The organism is Sphingomonas lutea (assembly GCF_014396785.1).
Classification (GTDB): Bacteria; Pseudomonadota; Alphaproteobacteria; order Sphingomonadales; family Sphingomonadaceae; genus Sphingomicrobium; species Sphingomicrobium luteum.
Genome location: NZ_CP060718.1, coordinates 757,068 through 775,290 on the forward strand (window position 1 = coordinate 757,068; position 18,223 = coordinate 775,290).

The window sequence follows — 18,223 nt, forward strand, 5'->3', positions numbered from 1 at the left end:
AGCCTCTGTTCATCGTGCCTGTGCTTGAAACGCAGGCGCTGGGCGGGCATGTGCCTGACCGGGCAGAGAAAATGCCCGAACCTCGGACAGAGCGGGAGCTAATGAGAGCGGGTCGACGCTTGGCGATTGCGGCATTGGTGGCGGGGCTGTCGCTCACGCCCTTGCCGCTGCATGCGCAGGAAGCGACGCAGAACAGCGCCGCGCCCGCCGACCCGATCGGTCCCGGTGAACTGCGCGACTTCAATCTTCAGGGGACGGTCACGCGCCCTGCCGAGTCGGCCGCCACGCCGCCTTCGCGCGAACAGTCTCCGCCACCTGCCGCCCGAACCGAGCGAACCACGGAACGGGCGCCGTCTTCGCCGGCGGTACAAGCTCCGCTCGAATCGGCGGCGCCCAGGCGACCTGCCGAGCAGGCCACGGCAGAGGCCGGGCTTAGCCGCTCTGCCCCCTCCGCTTCGGAAGCCGTTGCGGAGGTCGCGGCGTCGCGCTCGTCGATCACGGTCGACCTTCCCCCGGCCCGCACGGCATCGGCGCCGGTTGAATTCCCGGCATCCGATCCGGCCGCAGCATCCGCGATTGTGCCGGAAAGCGGCTTGAGCTTGTGGCCCTGGTTGCTCGCCGCACTCGTGCTTGGCGCGGGGGGCGCGTATCTTCTCTGGCGGCGAAACCAAGGTGCGGAAGCCTTTGCCGGTAGCGGGTCTCAAGTCAGCGCGTTCGTCGCACCCACCCCAAGCGCGCCGGTTCCCCAGCGTGCCCCGGTGCCGCCAATACCCGCCCCGCAACCCGATCCTGTGCCGCCGGTCGCCGCCCTTGTACCGCCGGCGGTTACGCCTGCGCCGGCTGGGATCGTTGCAACGCGGCTGCGACCCTGGCTGGACGTCGAGTTCGAACCCGACCGCTGCGTGATCGAAGACGAACGGGTAATCTTCGAATTTGAGCTCGATGTCGTGAATTCGGGCACGCTCCCGGCGGCCGATGTCCGCGTGGCGATCCAGCTGTTCAACGCGAGCCCCACGCAGGATCAGGACATCGCGCAATTTTTCCTCGAGCGGGGAGAGGACGCCAATCGCGCGCCCGACATTTCCCCGTTCAAGAAGTTCGAACTCAAGCCGCAGCTCGTCGTCCCGAAATCGAAACTGCGCGTGCTGGAGGCAGGGGGACGGCAATTTTTCGTGCCGCTAGTGGCGATCAACATCCTCTATCGGGGCGGAAAGAGCGAGGGCCAGTCTGCAGCCGCTTTCCTGCTCGGCCGCGACACCGGAAGCGAAAAGCTGGCACCCTTCCGCGTGGACCTCGGCAACCGCATTTATCGCGACGTCGGCGCGCGCATCCTGCCGGGCAACATCCGCCGCTAGAGGACAGCGCTATTGTAGCTGTGCCAATCTCGAAACCGCTGGTTGACTTTAGAAAGTCCAATCCAGCCAAGCACTTATAAAATAACAGATTTTTAGTGCACCCAGCACAACACGGCGGCCAAAATTTATTTTCTTAGTCCGACCAGCATCTTAGCTGCACCACAATAGCGCGGTGCCCTGTTTGGACGGCGGACTGGGACTTGAACCCAGAACCTCACGTGGCTTATCCCTGCGTTGTCACACCCAGAGAGTCACTTCGTGCCCACGAGTGCTCTATCCAGTTGAGCTACCCGCCGTGACCTGACTCTATAACGAGTCGCACGGCGGTCCTAGAATCCGCAACAAGAACAAAATTAGAACAACTGTGGATTGTTTGTGCACGGTCATGTGAAATGACCTGCGAAACTGGCGAATTCCTAAGGCGTGTTCTCTCCACAGAAATCTGAGCCACTGGTCAACGCCGCGCGCGGATCAATTGTGACTGGCTCGCAAATCTCCTTGTTGACCTTCAGCACCGCCTCATGTGACGCCTTCGCTTTGCGAGCTAGCTGGGGAGACATTGTGGCATCAAAGCTTGAGATTGGCGGTGCGGTCACCTTGGGTCTGGCGATTGTCGGCGGTGCAGTCTGGATTGGTCAAGCGAGGGCGTGCCCGCGGCGATGGAAGCCGAAAACGCAGTTGAGCCCTAAAGGGGCGCCTCGCTTTTGCGCCTGCTCTTAGCTTTGACGCCGGAACAGTCTTCACAACCGTATGAGTAATGGTGCCAGGCGAGGACTGCGGCGGCACCCCGATGAGGTCGCCACGGCTCGGCCATTTCACGCAATTGCTTCTCGCTGGGGCGGTCGGACAGCCCCATGACGCGGCCGATCTCGACCATCACGGCAAGGTCGCCGGCCGGGAAAACATCGCCGCGCCCTTCGGCAAAGAGCAAATAGATCTCCGCCGACCAGCGACCGATGCCCTTGATGCGTGTGAGCAAGGCAATCGCCTCCTCATCGTCGGCCGGCAGCTCGTCAAGCGCGAGCTCGCCTGACAGGACAAGTTTGGCCAGGCTACGAATGTAAGCCGCCTTCTGACGCGATATGCCTGCGGCGCGCAGTTCCTCGTCGCTCGCCGCAAGCAACCGCTCAAGGTCGGGCGGCGATCCGAACGCTGCCTCCAGCTTGGCCCACATTGATCGCGCCGCCGCTACGCTGACTTGCTGGCCGACGATCGTGCGCAGCAGCGTCTGGACGCCCGGTTCGCTTGTTCGCGGCTCGGGGATCCCGTGCTTCTCGATCACGCGCGCAAAGGCTGGTTCGCGCGCGGCAAGGGCCTCGACGCTTTGGCGGATGCTCTGCGCGGTGCGGACCATCAGCGGCTGCTCGCCGCGTACAATGCGATGGCAGCGGCGTTGGAGACGTTGAGACTTTCCACGGCATCGGTAATCGGCAACCGCGCCAGGGCATCGCAATGCTCACGCGTGTTCGGGCGAAGTCCCGGTCCTTCCGCCCCCAGCACCAGCGCGGAGGCGGTCGCGCCCAGCGCATCCTTAAGCAGGGCGTCGGCGTCGCCGGTCAGTCCGATGCGCCAGAAGCCGGCATCGCCAATCTCCTCAAGCGCCCGAGCAAGATTGACCACGCGCGCCCACTTCACGCGTTCGAGCGCGCCCGAAGCAGCCTTCGCGACGACGCCGCTTTCGGGCGGCGAGTGACGGTCCTGCGTGACGATCCCGACGGCGCCAAAAGCCGCAGCCGAACGCAGGATCGCGCCGACGTTATGTGGGTCGGTCACTTGGTCGAGCACCAGGAGAACGGCGTCGGGCGATGGGCTTGCGATCAGCTCGTCGAGCCAAGCGTCCTCGAGCGGCTCGACCTCGATCACTACACCCTGATGCGGGGCGTCATTGGGGACGAGGCGACCCAGGTCCGGCGCTTCCGACAAGGTCAGCGGCACGTCCTTTGGAAATTGCATGAAGCCCGCCGCCTCGCGCGTTGCCCAGGCGCGCAGAACCTTGCGGTCGGGATTGTCGAGCGCGGCTGCTACGGCATGCTTGCCCCAGAAGCGCGGCCGGTTGGCGGTGCCGTGGCTTTGGTGAGATTTCTTGCGGCGGGACATGATGCCGCAATGGCGTCGGCTTGGCGACCTTGCAACCGGTCAGGGTCAGGCGGGACTTTCGATACGTGGCGCGCGGGTGCGGCGGTGATGGCTGCGCCAGGTGGCGATGAGGATGATGACCAGGATCGGGTAGCTCCACAACACCGCGGCTGCCGCATATGCGCGGGGCAGGAGGTCCTGGTCGATCGCCTTGAGGACGTGCGAGATGCTGATCGTGAGCTGCAAGCCGGAAATCCACAGCGGCCAGAATCGTTCGGACCGCAGCGCCACCGCGACGAATGCCGCGAGGACGGCAAGATCGATCAGGATCAGCTCGAGGTCGAGGTAGGAATAGCGCTCCTGCGGGGGCGGGATGACGAACTGGGTCGCCAGTGTCGCCAGCAGGCAAACCGCGGCAACCGTCCGCTCATCGCTCCGGCCGCGCCACAGCGTGAAAGCGAAGGTTCCAAGCAGGATCCCCCAGAAGGCGAGATAATGCGGCATGGCTGCAGGCGACCGGACCACATTGTTGTGGCCCGGTCAAAGCCCCTTAAGCGACGATGCGAAGATCGCCGAACGCTTCTTGCGGCGGGCATTCCTGACCGTCGCCCCATGCGACTTCGCGCAGGCCCGGAATCGTCTTGCGCGATTCGGCCAGCGCGACGTGGCAGCTGGCGATCCCACCCCGCGCGGCAATCAGGCCGGTGGTCGCGGCGGCAAGCTTCTCGAACGCGTCGTGCGTACTGGCGAAGCCGGCCCGGGTGGCGGCGCGGGCCTGGACCATGCGAGTCTGCAGCTCGGCGATCTCGATCAGGGCGGCCTCGATGCTGTCTTCGACAGCGCGAACCTGCGTGGCGACTTCAAATGCGGCGGTTTGAATCATTGTTTTGCGCATGACTGCTCCTTCTCCGGGCGCACAAGCGCCGGAGTGGCTGTCGGTCCGATCTGAACGTCGGTTGCGGGCTTTAGCGTTCCAGCAGTCTTGCGAGGCTTTCGAGCCCGGCGAGATACATGCCCGCCGAAAACGCCGCCCCGATTGCGATCGCCGCAATCCAGAACAGCCGCTGGCCGACACTCATCTCATTCCGGGGGTTGCTCCTCGTTGCGAACGGCGGTTGCAGGAAGGGCCAGAACGATTCTGGCCTCTGCTCGGTTAGGAAACCAGCTCCGCCAGCCCTCCCTGCGCGATCAGCGTGCGAATCTGAAGTCTGACCGCCCCATCGCAATGATCGCTGCCGGTAGCCGGCTCAATGTGCGGCGATTGATGTATCAAGCGCTGATATGTGCCGCTGTGCTGTGACACGATGCGCGCAGCCTGGGCCCGGCGTTCGACGCCGAGAATCTGAAGCGACTGGCGGATGCGCTGGTCGACGGTGTGCGGGGAGATGGAGAGCTCCGCGGCGATTTCCTTGGACGAAAGATGCTCGTTCACCAGCCGCAAACAATCGAGCTGGCCGGCACTCAGCCGTCCAACGCGAGCTGTCATGTCGTCTTCCGCAGGGCTCGCGGCCCCCTGCTCGGCGTCGGACACGCCTTGTCTCTCCTCCAGTGCAAGTCTGCCCCCCAACGACATTGCTAGCTCGCAGTTGCGAGTCCGTCACCGCCTTATGGCATCGGCGGTGCCTTTGCCAGTTTCTCGCAGGATTTTGCGGAACTGCTTTGCCAACTAGGTTACTGACTTCTTTGTCAGTTTTGATCGGTTGTGGTGGAGAGGGCTGGATTCGAACCAGCGTACGCTTGCGCGGGCAGATTTACAGTCTGCTGCCTTTAACCACTCGGCCACCTCTCCACGAGGCATGCCCTTCCGGAACGGACAGACATTTGGGCAGGGGCGCCATGTGGCGACACGTCGGTGCTGTGTCAACGCGCTCTTGAAACCCATGAAGCCGATCGCCGTTCGCGTCGCTGGCACGCTCCAATTCCGGCCTGTCCCCAGCAGACCGAAATTGGAGCGGGTGAAGGGAATCGAACCCTCGTCGTAAGCTTGGAAGGCTTCTGCTCTACCATTGAGCTACACCCGCTCGGGCTGCCCGCGGCCATGCCATTGCGGGACAATCCCCGTCAATAACGGGGAATCATAGCGGACTCGGAACGACTCTTCAGGTAAGTTGGTTGAATCGCCCTCGTTCGGGACAGGAGTGAATGAATGGCTGCGCGACCGATCTGGAGAGGTCAAATCCGATTGGCCTTGGTGTCGATCCCGGTCGAAATCTATTCGGCGACGAAGAGTGGCGCTCAGATCCAGTTTCACCAGGTCCACGAACCGACGGGCAAGCGGATCAAGTATGAGAAGGTGGTCCCGGGGCACGGACCCGTCGACCGCGACGAGATTGTCAAAGGTTATGAGGTATCAAAGGGCCATTACGTTCTTCTCGACCCCGAAGAAATCGAGAGCGTGAAGCTCGAAAGCCGAAAGACGCTCGACCTTGTTCAGTTCGTCGACGACGACGGCATCGACCCGATGTATTTTGAAAAGCCGTATTACGTCGTCCCCGCAGACGATCTTGCTGAGGAGGCGTATGTCGTCCTGCGCCAGGCGCTCAAGGATGCCAAGAAGATCGGCATCGGCCAGATGGCGATGCGCGGCCAGGAATATGTCGTGGCGCTGAAGCCGATGGATCGGGGGCTGGTGCTGGAGACGTTGCGCTACGCCGATGAGGTCAACAAGGCCTCGGGCTTCTTCCGCGACATCGGCGACACCAAGCCCGATCCCGACCTGCTCGACATGGCGTCGATGCTGATCGAGCGCAAAGCTGGAGAGTTCAATCCTGCGGACTTCCACAATCGTTACGTTGACGCCCTCAAGGAATTGATCGCCGAAAAGCAGAAGAAGAAGGGCGAAAAAGTCATCCAGGATCCGGACGCCGACGCGGCGCCGCCCAAGGGGTCCAACGTCATCGATCTGATGGCCGCGCTGAAAAAGAGCCTCGGCGAGGATAAGAAGAAAGCGCCCGCGAAGAAGGCCGCCTCAAAGAAAGAATCAACCAAGGCTCCGGCCCGCAAGCGAGCGTAACCCATGGCGGGGCGCAAGCCGCTCGACATCGACACGTACAATGCCAAGCGCGACTTCGCGAAAACGAAGGAGCCGCGCGGGCGGAAGCTTAAGGGTAAGGGCGACAGCTTCGTCGTCCAGAAGCATTACGCGTCGCGGCTGCACTGGGACTTCCGGCTCGAGCTGGACGGCGTGCTCAAGAGCTGGGCAGTGCCCAAGGGGCCGAGCCTCGACCCGGGCGAAAACCGCCTCGCCATGCGGACCGAGGACCATCCGCTCGACTATGGCACGTTCGAAGGCACCATCCCCAAGGGCGAATATGGCGGCGGCACGGTGATGCTATGGGATCGGGGCCGTTGGATTCCGGACCCGCGCAAGGACCCGACGAAGACCATCGAGGAAGGCCACCTCCACTTCACCCTCGAAGGCGAGCGCATGCGCGGGGAATGGGTGATGTTCCGCCTCAAGCCCAAGCCTGGCGAAAAGGCCGAGCCGTGGATGCTCAAAAAGGTAACCGACGACTTTGCCGACCCCGGCAATGGGAACGCGCTTGTCGATAATTGCGTGACCAGCGTGACCACCGACCGGACGATGGCCGAAATCGCCAGCGGCGCCGACGTCTGGCGGTCGAATCGTGGCGGTCAAAAGGGCGGGCGGGCGCGAAAGAAGACGGCGAAAGCACCGCCCGCCTTTGAAGCGCCACAGCTAGCGACCCTGGTCGACGATGTGCCGACTGGCAACGGCTGGCTGCACGAGCTGAAATATGACGGCTATCGGCTGCAGCTGGCGGTGGGGGACGGGATGGCGACCGCCTGGACTCGCAACGGCCTCGATTGGAGCGACAAGTTCAAGGCGCTGGTCAAGGCGGCGGCGCGTCTGCCTGCCGGCTGCTTGATTGATGGCGAAGCGGTCGCGCTCGACGATGACGGCCGGCCGAGCTTTCAGCTGCTGCAGTCGACGCTGAAGGAGCAGCGCGGCGCCAACCTCGCCTTCTACGCCTTCGACCTTCTGGTCGATCGCGGCGAGGACATCCGCAAGCTGCCCAACCTCGAGCGCAAGGCGCGTCTCGCGGCGTTGCTTGAGGCCGTGCCGCCGCCGATCCTTTACGGCGACCACGTTGTCGGCCGCGGTGCCGACCTGTTCCGCGAGGTGTGCAAGCAGGGCGGCGAAGGCATCATCTCCAAGAAAGCCGATGCGGCCTATAAGGGTATCCGGTCGCGCAACTGGCTGAAGATCAAATGCATCCAACGGCAGGAGTTTGTCATCGTCGGCTGGTCCGACAGCGACAAGCGCCGCGGCTTCCGCTCATTGCTGCTCGGCGTACGTGACGGGCGCAAGCTGCGCTACGCGGGCAAGGTCGGGACGGGTTTCAACGCCGCGCTGATCGAAGAGCTGATGGGACTGATGACCAAGCTGGAGGTCGACAAGGCCCCGGTCGAGGTGCCGCGCGCCGACCGCAAGGGCACGCACTGGATCAAGCCCAAGTTGGTGGCTGAGGTCGCATTCACCGAAATGACCGACGATGGCGTTTTGCGGCACCCGAGTTTCATTGCCCTGCGTTCGGACAAGCCGGCAGAGGATGTCGTGCGCGAAAAGCCCAAGAAGCTGAAGAAAGCGGAGAAGAAGGGCGAGCGGCCAACGGCTGCCAGCTTCGGCATCGAGATCAGCAGTCCCGATCGCGTCATCTATCCCGAACTCAAGCTGACCAAGCTCGACCTTGCCGATTATTATGCGGCGGTCGATCCGTTGTTCATGATCGACGGTGGCAATCGCCCGATGACCCTGGTCCGCTGTCCGGGCGGGCGTACCGGCGAATGTTTCTTCCAAAAGCACGACAAGGGCATGTTCGGCGAACATGTGAAGCAGGTTCCGATCAAGGAGAAAGACGGGTCGACGGAGGATTATCTCTACTTGGATGACATCCGCGGCGCGCTCGCCTGTGTGCAGATGGGGACAATCGAATTCCACGGCTGGGGCAGCAGGATTGACAAGGTCGAACATCCCGACCGGCTGGTGTTCGACCTCGACCCCGATGTCGGGCTCGATTTTGCCAAGGTGAAGGGCGCCGCCGTACGACTTCGCGCGATCCTGCAGGACTTGGGCCTGCACAGCTTTCCATTGCTGTCGGGCGGCAAAGGCATTCACGTCGTCGTTCCACTCGATGCGTCGCGCGACTGGCCGACGGTCAAGAGCTTCGCCGATCGCTTCAGCCGAGCGATCGCCGAGGCGGAGCCGGAGACCTTCACCGCCAACATCCGCAAGGTCGAGCGCAAGGGCCGCATCTTCATCGACTGGCTGCGCAACCAGCGCGGCGCGACGGCGGTCATGCCGTACTCCGCCCGCGCGCGGGAAGGCGCGCCCGTCGCCGCGCCGGTGGCGTGGAGCGAACTCGACGATTTCGGCAGCGGCGCGCACTTCAGCATCCGGGATGCGGATCTGCTGCTGGAACGCGCAGCGTCGAAGGCCCTTGCCGGATGGGGCCAGGCGAAGCAGGCGCTGCCCGACGCTTGATCTTGCTCAGTCGATTGGGAAACGGATCACTGCGGTCAGCCCATCGGGCCGCCAGTCTCGTTCGATCGAGCCGTTCAAGTCCGCCTCGACTGCCATCGCGATCATCCGCTGGCCAAAGCCGGTCGATGTCGTCGCGCGCGGGCATGGCGGTCCGGTCTCGACCCACACAAGCTCGACTTCTTCGCCCTTGCGGTCCCAGTCGAGGTCAATCCTTCCTCGGTCGGTGCAAAGGGCACCATATTTGACCGCGTTGGTGTAGAGCTCGTGAAGGATCATCGACAGCCCAAGGACGCGGGCCGGCGGAAGCAGGATCTCGGGCCCGCCGAAGCGCGCCCGCCCCATGGCCACGTCGGCGCTGAGCACCTGTTCTGCGAGCGAGGTGAGCGCGACCTCGTCCCATGCCTTGTTCGCAAGCAATGCATGGGATCGGGCAAGCGCCTCCAGCCGCCCGTTGAAGGTCTTGATGAAGGCATCGACATCCGGTGATGCGCGCGCCGTCTGGTGCGCGATCGCGGCGACGACGGTCAGCATGTTCTTGACGCGATGATCCGATTCCTGGAGCAGCCGCTGCTGCCGCTCGGTCGCCGCGCGGCGGTCGGAAATGTCGCGGATGAAGCCGATGAACAGGCGTTCGCCGAACTGCTCGGTCGCGGTGACCGACAGCTCGACCGTGATCTGGTTGTTGTCGCGGTGCAGGGCAGGAACCTCGATCCGGCGGTTGAGGACCGGCCCTTCGCCCGTCGCCAGAAAATGGACGATTCCCGCTTCATGCGCGGCGCGCAGCGGTTCGGGGACGATCAAGTCGCTTAGCCGCCGGCCCATGGCCTCGTCCCGGCGCCAGCCGAAACATTCGGCGGCATGCTCGTTCCAACCAACGACGATGCCGCTGGAATCCATCACGCACACGGCATCGAGCGCCGTGTCGAGCACAGCCCGAAGCCCTGCGTGAATGCGATCCCCCGGATATTTCATTTCGGAGGCATCGCGACTTTGAAAAATAAAATCAATAGTTTAATCGTCGCCAAGAAGTCGGCGTGGGCCGGCCCGCGACCGCGCTTGCGAAACACGCGGTAGTCCATACGATGCCCGCGCATGCGCGCACTTATCCTTCCGCTCCTGTGGCTCGTGACAACTGCAGCGGCGCCCGGAACAATCAGTCAGTGGCGGGAACAGGCGGGGCGGGTAACGATCACCCGCGACGATTGGGGCATCGCCCACGTCCACGGACCGACCGACGCCGACGCCGTCTTCGGCATGATCTATGCGCAGGCCGAGGACGACTTCATTCGCATCGAGGACAATTATCTGACGGCGCTCGGACGAAAAGCCGAGGCGGAAGGTGAAAAGGCGATCTGGTCCGATCTGCGCGCGCGGCTGTTCGTCAGTGAGGATGAGCTGAAGGCGCAATATGCGCAGAGCCCGGAGCGGATGCGGCGGCTGATGGATGCCTGGGCCGCGGGACTGAATTACTTTCTTGCCACCCACCCGAACGTTCGTCCGCGGGTGCTGAAGCGCTTTGAGCCATGGATGGTGCTCAGTTTCACCGAAGGCAGCATCGGCGCCAATATCGAAAGCATCAGCCTGCGCGACTTGGAGGCATTCTATGGCGCGCGGAAAGTCGCGGCCGCGGCGGTTCCGCTCCCCGAACCGCACGGCTCCAACGGCATCGCCATCGCGCCCGCGCTGACGCAGGGACGCAAGGCGCTGCTGCTGATCAACCCGCACACCAGCTTTTTCTTCCGCACCGAACAGCGGGTGCGGAGTGACGAGGGCCTCAATGTCTATGGCGCGGCGACCTGGGGACAGTTCTTCATCTACCAGGGGTTCAACGATCGCGTCGGTTGGATGCACACCACCAGCGGCGTCGACAATGTCGACGAATTCGCGGAGACCATCGAACATACCGGCCAGGGGCGCTGCTACCGCTATGGGAACGCCTGCCGACCGCTCACCGAGCGGCGCATCACGCTTCGTTACAAGATGGATAACGGGCGCCCGGGCACACGAACCTTCACGACGTGGAGCACGCATCACGGCCCGATCGTCAAGGCGGCCGCGGATGGGCGCTGGATTGCCTTCGCCATGATGCACCGCCCCGTCGAAGCGCTGCAGCAAAGCTATTTGCGGACGCGCGCGACGGATTTCGAAAGCTTCATGACCGTCGCGCAACTCAAGGCGAACAGTTCGAACAACACCCTATATGCCGACGCGCAGGGCAGGATCGCCTATCTGCACCCGCAATTCGTTCCCCGGCGCGACAATCGCTTCGATTACACCAAGCCCGTCGACGGCAGCGTGCCCGCGACCGACTGGGGTTCGCTCCATACGATCAGCGAGCTTCCCAACGTGATCAATCCGCCCAACGGCTGGGTGCAGAACACAAACAACTGGCCGTACCGCGCGGCGGGCGAGTTCAGCGCCAACCCCGTGCGCTTCCCACGCTACATGGATCAATATGGCGAAAACTTCCGCGGGTTACGCGCGGTGCAGTTGCTGACCGGAAGCCGCGGCTGGACGCTCGACCGGCTTCAGGCCGCGGCGTTCGATTCCCGCCAGCCGGGCTTTGCGGCGCTCGTGCCGGCGCTGGTCAAGGCGTTCGACGATCTGCCCAAGGCGGATCCGCAGCGCGCGCGCTTGGCCGAGCCGATCGCGGATCTTCGGCGCTGGGACTATCGCTGGGGCGCGGAGTCCACTGCGCAGACGCTGGCGATGGCGTGGGTCAGCGCGCTCATTCGCCTGCAACCGCCAGCACCCGGCGAACCGACGAACATCGGCACCATGCGGCTCAACCAGCGCACCACGGCCGCGCAGAAGCTTCAGGCGCTCGATAACGCAATGAAGACGCTCGAACAGGATTTCGGCCGCTGGCGGATGCCGTGGGCGGAAGTGAACCGGCTGCAGCGCCTGCCGTCGAACGGCTCCGCCAATTATGACGACAATGCCCCCAGTATCGCCGTCCCCTTCTCGTCCAGCCTGTGGGGATCGTTGCCCGCCTTCGCGTCGCGCCAGATGCCCGGCACCAAGCGCTGGTACGGGGAGCGCGGCAACAGCTTCGTCGCGGTGGTCGAATTCGGGCCGCGCGTCCGGGCCCGCGCGATCCACGCGGGCGGCGCCAGCGGCGATCCGGCATCGCCCCATTTCGAAGACCAGTCGGCGCGGTTCGCCGCCGGCGCTCTCCGACCCGTCTATTTCTATCCCGATGAGCTCGCAGCCCATACGCGCCGGACGTATCGCCCGGGCGAATGAGCGCTAATCTTCGACCTTCACGCCAGGCGCGGACCGCTTCGCGTCGCCGTGGACACGCCGTCGACATTGTTGCCGTAGAAGCGGCGGCTGGTCTCAAGATCCCGAACGACCAGTTGGACGTGGTCGATCCAGCCGGCCGCGTGCAGTTCTTGAACTTCCACGGCTACAGCCCGGCAAACTTGTCGGTGGCCCGGACCAGCCCGTCCAGGATGCCCGGTTCGTTGAACAAATGCCCGCCGTCGGGGATGATCTGCAGGTCGACCTCGGGCCAAGCCTTTTTCAGCGCCCACGCCGCCTTGGGCGGCGTGCAGCTGTCGTGGCGACCCTGGATGATGACGCCCGGGATGCCCCGTAACTTTTCCGCGCCGCGCAGCAGCTCGCCTTCCGCCAGCCAGCCGCCACTCGCCATGTAATGATTTTCGATCCGCGCAATGGCGATCGCTTTGTCCGGGCTGGTGAATTCCTCGATCACATGGGCGTTGGGCAGCAAAGTGACGGTGACGCCTTCCCATTTGCTCCAGGCCTTGGCCGCGCGCAATTGCTCATCGCGGTCGTCGCCGGTGAGCCGGCGGCGATAGGCTTCGACCAGGTCGCCCCGCTCTCCCTCGGGGATGAGGCTGACGAATTCATCCCAATATTCCGGGTAGATGGCTGAGGCGCCGCCCTCCTTGTAGAGCCAATCGACCTCATGTTGGTCGAACAGGAAGATGCCGCGCAGTACCAGCTCGGTCGCACGCTCGGGATGGGCCTGCGCGTAGGCCAGCGACAGCGTCGATCCCCACGACCCGCCGAACACCATCCACCGGTCGACTTTGGCGACCTCGGTCCGCAATCTCTCGATATCCGCGACCAGATGCTCGGTCGTGTTGGCCTCGAGGCTCGCATAAGGCGTCGACTTGCCGCAGCCGCGCTGGTCGAACACCAGGATCTTGTATTTGTCGGGGTTAAACTGGCGGCGGTGGTCGGGGCTCGATCCGCCACCCGGGCCCCCGTGCAGGAAGACCGCCGGCTTTCCATCCGGATTGCCGCAAAGCTCCCAGTAAAGGCTGTGCCCGTCACCGACGTCGAGCTTGCCAGTCTCGTACGGGTCGATCTGCGGGTAAAGGCCGCGGCGGCTGGTCGACTGGATGTCCATCAGAAGCTGAACTCCTCGTAAATGCGTGAAACGTCGCCGCCCCACTCGCCATGATATTTGGCCAGCAGCCGATCGGCGGGCGTCATGTCGCTGGCCACCACGTCATGCAACGGGTCCAGGAAGCCGCCCTCGTTGTCGCCCGCGGCGTTGAGGAAACCGCGCCGGCTCAGTCCCGCAGCCGCAATCTTGAGGACGTCACCGGCAAGCGCGCGCACCGTCCGCCCGTCGGGCGTCGGCGCCTCGAGCGCCTGCTTGGGGACCGCGCCGCGCAACGCCTCGCGCTCCGCGATCGTCCAATGCTTGACGAGATCCCAGGCCGCATCGAGCGCCTGATCGTCGTACAGCAGCCCGACCCAGAATGCGGGCAGGGCGCAAATGCGTCCCCAGCGGCCGCCATCAGCGCCGCGCATTTCGAGAAAGCTCTTCAATCGCACTTCCGGGAAGGCGGTCGAGAGGTGATCGGTCCAGTCGGTCAGCCGCGGCTTTTCGCCAGGAAGCTCGGGCAATTTTCCGTCGAGGAAATCGCGGAAGCTGCGCCCGGCGACGTCGATGTAGCTGCCGTCGCGGTAAACGAAGTACATCGGCACATCGAGCATGTAGTCGCAGTAGCGCTCGTATCCGAAGCCATGCTCGAACACGAAGGGCAGCATCCCCGTGCGGTCCGGGTCGGTGTCCTCCCAAATGTGACTGCGGAAGCTCTTGTACCCGTTGGGCTTGCCCTCGGTCAGTGGCGAATTGGCGAAGAGCGCCGTCGCGACCGGCTGCAACGCCAGCCCAACTCGGAACTTCTTTACCATATCGGCTTCGGATGCGTAATCCAGATTAACCTGGATGGTGCATGTCCGAAGCATCATGTCGAGACCGAGATTGCCTACGGTTGGCATGTATCGCAGCATGATCTTGTAGCGGCCCTTGGGCATGATCGGCAGGTCGGTGCGCGCCTTGTCGGGCCACATTCCGACACCGAGGAAGCCGATTCCCAGCCGGTCGCCGACCGTCTTGCATTGCTCCAGGTGCCGCGCGGCCTCGGCGCAGGTCTGGTGGAGGTTTTCAAGCGGCGCGCCCGACAGCTCGAACTGTCCCGCCGGTTCCAGGCTGATGGTGCCGTCGGCCCCGGTCAGCGCGATGATGTTGCCATGCTCGACGACCGGCTTCCAACCGAACTCGGTCAGGCCGTTGAGGAGGTCCCGGATTCCGCCGGGCTCGTCCCACGACGGCGCACGATGGTCGGCGCAGCGATAGACGAACTTTTCATGCTCGGTACCGATGCGCCACGCGTCGCGCGGCTTTTCACCGCCCGCGAACACCGCGAGCAAATCGTCGCGGCTCTCGATCGGCGCGGATTCGCTATCGTCGGTGCGCGTCGTCATGCGCTGGGGTCGGTAGCGGGCGGAATCACGCCGCGCCAGCATCCTTCGCTTTATGGGTCGATAAGCCCCAATCGCCGGCCACCGCCATGAAGGCGGCGAGCGCGGCCAGCGCAGCTGTCTCCGCGCGCAGAATGCGCGGGCCGAGCGAGACCGCCACGGCCTGCGGGATTGCACGAACCAGCGCGCGCTCTTCGTCGGTAAACCCGCCCTCGGGCCCGACCAGGATCGCCGCCGGCCCTGCGCGCATCGCCTCGGCCACCGGCGCGCCGCCGCCCTCGTCGGCAAAGTAGAGCGGCCGGTCGATCGCTTTCAGGAACGCCGCCAGCGCCAACGGCTCGGCGATTGCCGGCAGGCTGGTGCGGTTGCACTGCTCCGCCGCCTCGATCGAAATGCTCTCCAGCCGTTCCAGCTTGACGCGTTCGGCCACCGTGCGCTGGGTCATCACCGGGATCAGCCGCGCCGCGCCGAGCTCGGTCGCCTTCTCGACCATCCAGTCGGTCTGCGCACGCTTGACGGGCGCGAACGCCAGCCACACGTCGGGCACTGCCTCGAGCGGCCGGGTCTTCCGCTCGACGCTGAGCGCCATACGCTTCTTCCCCGCCCCGGCAACCCGCGCCAGCCACTCGCCCGACGCGCCGTCGAACAGCAGCAATTCATCGCCGATGCCTTTGCGCATGACGTTGCCAAGGTAGTTCGCTTGGCCCGGGTCGAGGGCGATTGCCGCGCCTTCGCTCAGTGCGGCCCGCACGAACAGGCGCGGCAGGCTCTTGGGCGGCCAGGCGGGGGTTGCGGGCATCCTCGCCTCCTACTTAGGTGCACGCGTGACCGCCACCACCGACATCGTCCCTGACAGCGAGCGACGCGGATTTATTGGCGTGCTGCCGCCACGGCTGCGCCCATTCGCCTCGCTGATGCGCATCGACCGGCCGATCGGGACGTGGCTGCTCTACTGGCCGTGTGCGTGGGGCGTTGCGCTGGCGGGCGTGGACGGACACTGGGGCCTGCTTGCGTGGTTTGCGCTCGGCGCTTTCGCGATGCGCAGCGCGGGCTGCGTCTATAACGATATTGTCGACCGCGATCTCGACCGGCAGGTCGAACGGACGCGGTTGCGGCCGCTGGCCAGTGGGCGCGTGTCGCTGCGCGCGGCCTGGCTGTTAATCGGCGCGCTCTGCCTCCTCGGCCTGGTGGTGCTGCTTCAGCTCAATCTGCTGGCGGCGGCGATCGCGCTCGCCAGCATCGCGCTGGTCGCCGCTTATCCCTTCATGAAGCGAATCACCTGGTGGCCGCAGGCGTGGCTTGGCCTGGTCTTTTCCTGGGGCGCGCTGGTCGGCTGGCCCGCGGTCACCGGCAGTTTCGGCTGGCCCGCGCTGCTGCTGTGGCTGGGCAGCGTCAGCTGGGTCATCGGCTATGACACGCTCTACGCGATCCAAGATATCGAGGACGACGCACTGGTCGGGGTGAAGTCGTCGGCGCGGCGACTTAGCGATCGGGCGGCGGTCGGCGTCGCCGTCTTCTACGCAATCGCCGTCATCTTGTGGGCCGCGGCGATCTGGCGTGTGCGGCCCGATTGGCTGGCGCTGCTCGCACTGGTCCCGGCGGCTATTCATCTGGCGGGCCAGGCGTTGCGCGCCGACCCCCGCGACGGCGAGCTTGCGCTCCGGCTATTTCGATCCAACCGCACCTGCGGTCTGCTCGTTTTCCTCGCCATGCTGGTCGTCGGCCTTTCCGCCCGCTAGGCGCTGCCGCCATGCTTTCCCCTCAACAAGCGCGCGATATCGCCAGCAATCTCGTCGAGCGCGGAATCGCCGCCGGCGCCACCGCCGCCGACGCGCTTTACATCGGTCACGGCTCGAACAGCGTGCAAGTGCGGCTCGGCGAGCTCGAAGGAGTCGGCGGTTCGGAGGGCGAGGAGATCGGGCTGCGGCTGTTCGACGGGCAGCGATCGGCGACCGTCGCGTCATCCGATCTGTCGGAAGAAGTGCTCGCGACCCTCGTCGATCGCTGCCTCGCCATGGCGCGCGAGGCACCGGAGGATCCGTTCGTCGGCCTGGCGCCGTCCGATCTCCTGCATCGCGGCGACTTGCCCGCGCTCGATGCCGAGGATGCGTCCGCCCCCACCCCGGACGAGTTGCGCGCGCGCGCCCTTGCGTGCGAGGCGGCGGCGCTGGCCGTGCCCGGCGTGACGAATTCGAGCGGCGGCGGCGCCAGCGCATCGAGCGCGATCGTCGCCCTCGCCACCTCGGACGGCTTTGCCGCGGCCTATCGTTCGACCGGGCACGGCTGCTCGGCCGGGGTTATCGCGGGCGAGGGCGCGGGCATGCAGCGCGACCACGCCTGGCACAGCGCGCGCCATCTCGCGGACCTCGACGATCCCGGCGCAATCGGCAGTCGCGCCGGCGAGCGCGCGGTCGCCCGCCTTGATCCGACGCGGCCCAGGCCGGGCAAATATCCGGTGCTGTTCGATCCGCGCGTCGCGCCGTCCCTGCTCGGCCATTTCGCGGGGGCGATCAGCGGTTCGGCGGTTGCCCGCAAAACCAGCTTCCTGCTCGACAAATTGGGGGAGCAGGTGTTCGCGCCCGGCGTCGAGATCATCGACGATCCCCTACGCGTGCGCGGGCTGCGGTCGCGCCCGTTCGACGGTGAAGGCGTCGCGGTCCACCGTCAGGCGCTGATCGAGGACGGCAAGCTCACCGGCTGGATGGCTGAGAGTGCATCGGCGAGGCAGCTCGGCATCCCGCCCACCGGCCACGCGGCGCGCGGCGCGAGCGGCGCGCCCGGTGCCAGTCCGAGCAATTTCTACATGGCGGCCGGGCCGCGCAGCCGCGAGGAGCTGTTGGCGGCTTTCCCGGAGGCGGTGCTGATCGTCGAGCTGATCGGGCAGGGCGTGAACCCGGTCACCGGCGACTATAGCCGCGGCGCCGCCGGCTTCATGGTCCGCAATGGCGAGATTGCCGAGCCCGTCGCGGAAATCACGATCGCTGCAAACCTGCTCGACATGTTCGCGACGCTCGAGCCCGCCTCGGACCTCGAATTCCGCCGCGGCATGGACGCGCCGACGATCATGGTGCCGGAAATGACGGTGGGGGCGGCTTAAGCCTCCGTTGTCACCTTCGGCAAACGCAGCCGCGGGATCTCGATTGCCGGGCAGCGGTCCATCACCACCTTCAGGCCCGCCCCCTCGGCTTTGGCCGCGGCCTCCTCGTTGATCACGCCAAGCTGCATCCACACCGCTTTTGCGCCGACGAAAATGGCTTGGTCGACCGCGTCCATCACGGCGTCAGGGCGGCGAAACACATCGACGATATCGATTGGCACACCGATCTGCGACAGCTCCCGCCACACGAACTCGCCAAGCACATGCTCGCCCGTGATCTGCGGATTCACCGGCAGGATGCGATAGCCATGATCTTGCAGGAAGCGCATGACGCCATACGAAGGGCGGCCGGCGCGGTCCGATGCGCCGATGACCGCGATATTGCGGGCGCTGGTCAGAAGTTCGGCAATGTCCTCGTCGCGGGTGAGCGGCATGGCACGGTCC

The 18,223-nt window shown here is 65.0% G+C and carries 17 protein-coding genes and 3 tRNA genes; 6 read left to right on the plus strand and 14 right to left on the minus strand.

Annotated elements, in window-relative coordinates; all coding sequences use genetic code 11:
• Positions 1–119 precede the first annotated feature (119 nt).
• Entirely contained in the window at positions 120–1,355 is a 1,236-nt protein-coding gene (locus H9L13_RS03960; RefSeq protein ID WP_187539223.1) for a hypothetical protein, read from the plus strand.
• A 182-nt stretch (positions 1,356–1,537) separates the two neighbouring features.
• Here the strand turns inward: H9L13_RS03960 and H9L13_RS03965 are convergent.
• The 8 genes from H9L13_RS03965 to H9L13_RS04000 all read right to left on the minus strand — a co-directional run bounded on the left by H9L13_RS03965 (position 1,538) and on the right by H9L13_RS04000 (position 5,452).
• Positions 1,538–1,651, minus strand: a tRNA-OTHER gene (locus H9L13_RS03965).
• A gap of 389 nt (positions 1,652–2,040) precedes the next feature.
• Complete coding sequence (locus H9L13_RS03970; protein WP_187539225.1) at positions 2,041–2,709, minus strand: DNA-3-methyladenine glycosylase family protein; 669 nt, start codon at positions 2,707–2,709, stop codon at positions 2,041–2,043.
• Positions 2,709–3,452, minus strand: coding sequence for a 23S rRNA (guanosine(2251)-2'-O)-methyltransferase RlmB (gene rlmB, locus H9L13_RS03975; RefSeq protein ID WP_187539227.1), 744 nt, complete (start codon positions 3,450–3,452; stop codon positions 2,709–2,711). Before rlmB ends, H9L13_RS03970 begins: the two co-directional genes overlap by 1 nt.
• Before the next feature lie 45 nt (positions 3,453–3,497).
• Positions 3,498–3,935: a hypothetical protein gene (locus H9L13_RS03980; protein WP_187539229.1), complete on the minus strand. Its 438-nt coding sequence runs from the start codon at positions 3,933–3,935 to the stop codon at positions 3,498–3,500.
• Between the two features lie 46 nt (positions 3,936–3,981).
• Entirely contained in the window at positions 3,982–4,326 is a 345-nt protein-coding gene (locus tag H9L13_RS03985; protein ID WP_187539231.1) for a hypothetical protein, read from the minus strand.
• A gap of 258 nt (positions 4,327–4,584) precedes the next feature.
• Entirely contained in the window at positions 4,585–4,962 is a 378-nt protein-coding gene (locus H9L13_RS03990) for a helix-turn-helix domain-containing protein (RefSeq protein WP_187539233.1), read from the minus strand.
• Between the two features lie 172 nt (positions 4,963–5,134).
• A tRNA-Tyr gene (locus H9L13_RS03995) sits at positions 5,135–5,220 on the minus strand.
• A 158-nt stretch (positions 5,221–5,378) separates the two neighbouring features.
• Positions 5,379–5,452: transfer RNA gene (locus H9L13_RS04000), tRNA-Gly, on the minus strand.
• Positions 5,453–5,577: 125 nt separating this feature from the next.
• On the opposite strand from H9L13_RS04000, the gene ku reads away from it, so the two are divergent.
• Positions 5,578–6,444, plus strand: a complete 867-nt coding sequence (gene ku / locus H9L13_RS04005) for a non-homologous end joining protein Ku (RefSeq protein ID WP_187539235.1) — start codon at positions 5,578–5,580, stop codon at positions 6,442–6,444.
• A gap of 3 nt (positions 6,445–6,447) precedes the next feature.
• Positions 6,448–8,934 carry a DNA ligase D gene (gene ligD / locus H9L13_RS04010; protein WP_187539237.1) on the plus strand — a complete coding sequence of 829 codons (2,487 nt, stop codon included), beginning with the start codon at positions 6,448–6,450 and terminating at the stop codon, positions 8,932–8,934.
• Between the two features lie 6 nt (positions 8,935–8,940).
• On the opposite strand, the gene H9L13_RS04015 is transcribed toward ligD, so the two are convergent.
• Positions 8,941–9,864, minus strand: coding sequence for an HWE histidine kinase domain-containing protein (locus H9L13_RS04015; RefSeq protein WP_187539239.1), 924 nt, complete (start codon positions 9,862–9,864; stop codon positions 8,941–8,943).
• Between the two features lie 162 nt (positions 9,865–10,026).
• Between H9L13_RS04015 and H9L13_RS04020 the strand changes: the two genes are divergently transcribed.
• A complete protein-coding gene (locus H9L13_RS04020) occupies positions 10,027–12,180 on the plus strand; it encodes a penicillin acylase family protein (protein WP_187539241.1) in 2,154 nt (717 codons plus the stop codon).
• A gap of 17 nt (positions 12,181–12,197) precedes the next feature.
• On the opposite strand, the gene H9L13_RS12580 is transcribed toward H9L13_RS04020, so the two are convergent.
• Genes H9L13_RS12580 through H9L13_RS04040 form a run of 4 tightly spaced genes read right to left on the minus strand, consistent with a single transcriptional unit; the run spans position 12,198 to position 15,481 of the window.
• Complete coding sequence (locus tag H9L13_RS12580; protein ID WP_223176476.1) at positions 12,198–12,341, minus strand: hypothetical protein; 144 nt, start codon at positions 12,339–12,341, stop codon at positions 12,198–12,200.
• A gap of 2 nt (positions 12,342–12,343) precedes the next feature.
• On the minus strand, positions 12,344–13,315 hold the full coding sequence (gene pip / locus H9L13_RS04030; protein ID WP_187539243.1) for a prolyl aminopeptidase: 972 nt from the start codon (positions 13,313–13,315) through the stop codon (positions 12,344–12,346).
• A complete protein-coding gene (locus H9L13_RS04035) occupies positions 13,315–14,685 on the minus strand; it encodes a glutamate--cysteine ligase (protein ID WP_187539245.1) in 1,371 nt (456 codons plus the stop codon). The genes pip and H9L13_RS04035 overlap by 1 nt, the downstream gene beginning before the upstream one ends.
• Positions 14,686–14,710: 25 nt before the next feature.
• Complete coding sequence (locus H9L13_RS04040; protein ID WP_187539247.1) at positions 14,711–15,481, minus strand: 16S rRNA (uracil(1498)-N(3))-methyltransferase; 771 nt, start codon at positions 15,479–15,481, stop codon at positions 14,711–14,713.
• A 25-nt stretch (positions 15,482–15,506) separates the two neighbouring features.
• Here H9L13_RS04040 and ubiA point away from each other — a divergent pair, with 25 nt between their 5' ends.
• Together ubiA and H9L13_RS04050 are read left to right on the plus strand one after the other, a co-directional pair.
• Positions 15,507–16,421 (plus strand): 4-hydroxybenzoate octaprenyltransferase, encoded by a 915-nt coding sequence (gene ubiA / locus H9L13_RS04045; protein WP_187539249.1) that lies wholly within the window; start codon positions 15,507–15,509, stop codon positions 16,419–16,421.
• 11 nt (positions 16,422–16,432) lie between these two features.
• Positions 16,433–17,779: a TldD/PmbA family protein gene (locus H9L13_RS04050; protein ID WP_187539251.1), complete on the plus strand. Its 1,347-nt coding sequence runs from the start codon at positions 16,433–16,435 to the stop codon at positions 17,777–17,779.
• Here the strand turns inward: H9L13_RS04050 and H9L13_RS04055 are convergent.
• A complete protein-coding gene (locus H9L13_RS04055) occupies positions 17,776–18,213 on the minus strand; it encodes a CoA-binding protein (RefSeq protein ID WP_187539253.1) in 438 nt (145 codons plus the stop codon). The two genes, H9L13_RS04050 and H9L13_RS04055, sit on opposite strands and share 4 nt — an antisense overlap.
• Positions 18,214–18,223 lie beyond the last annotated feature (10 nt).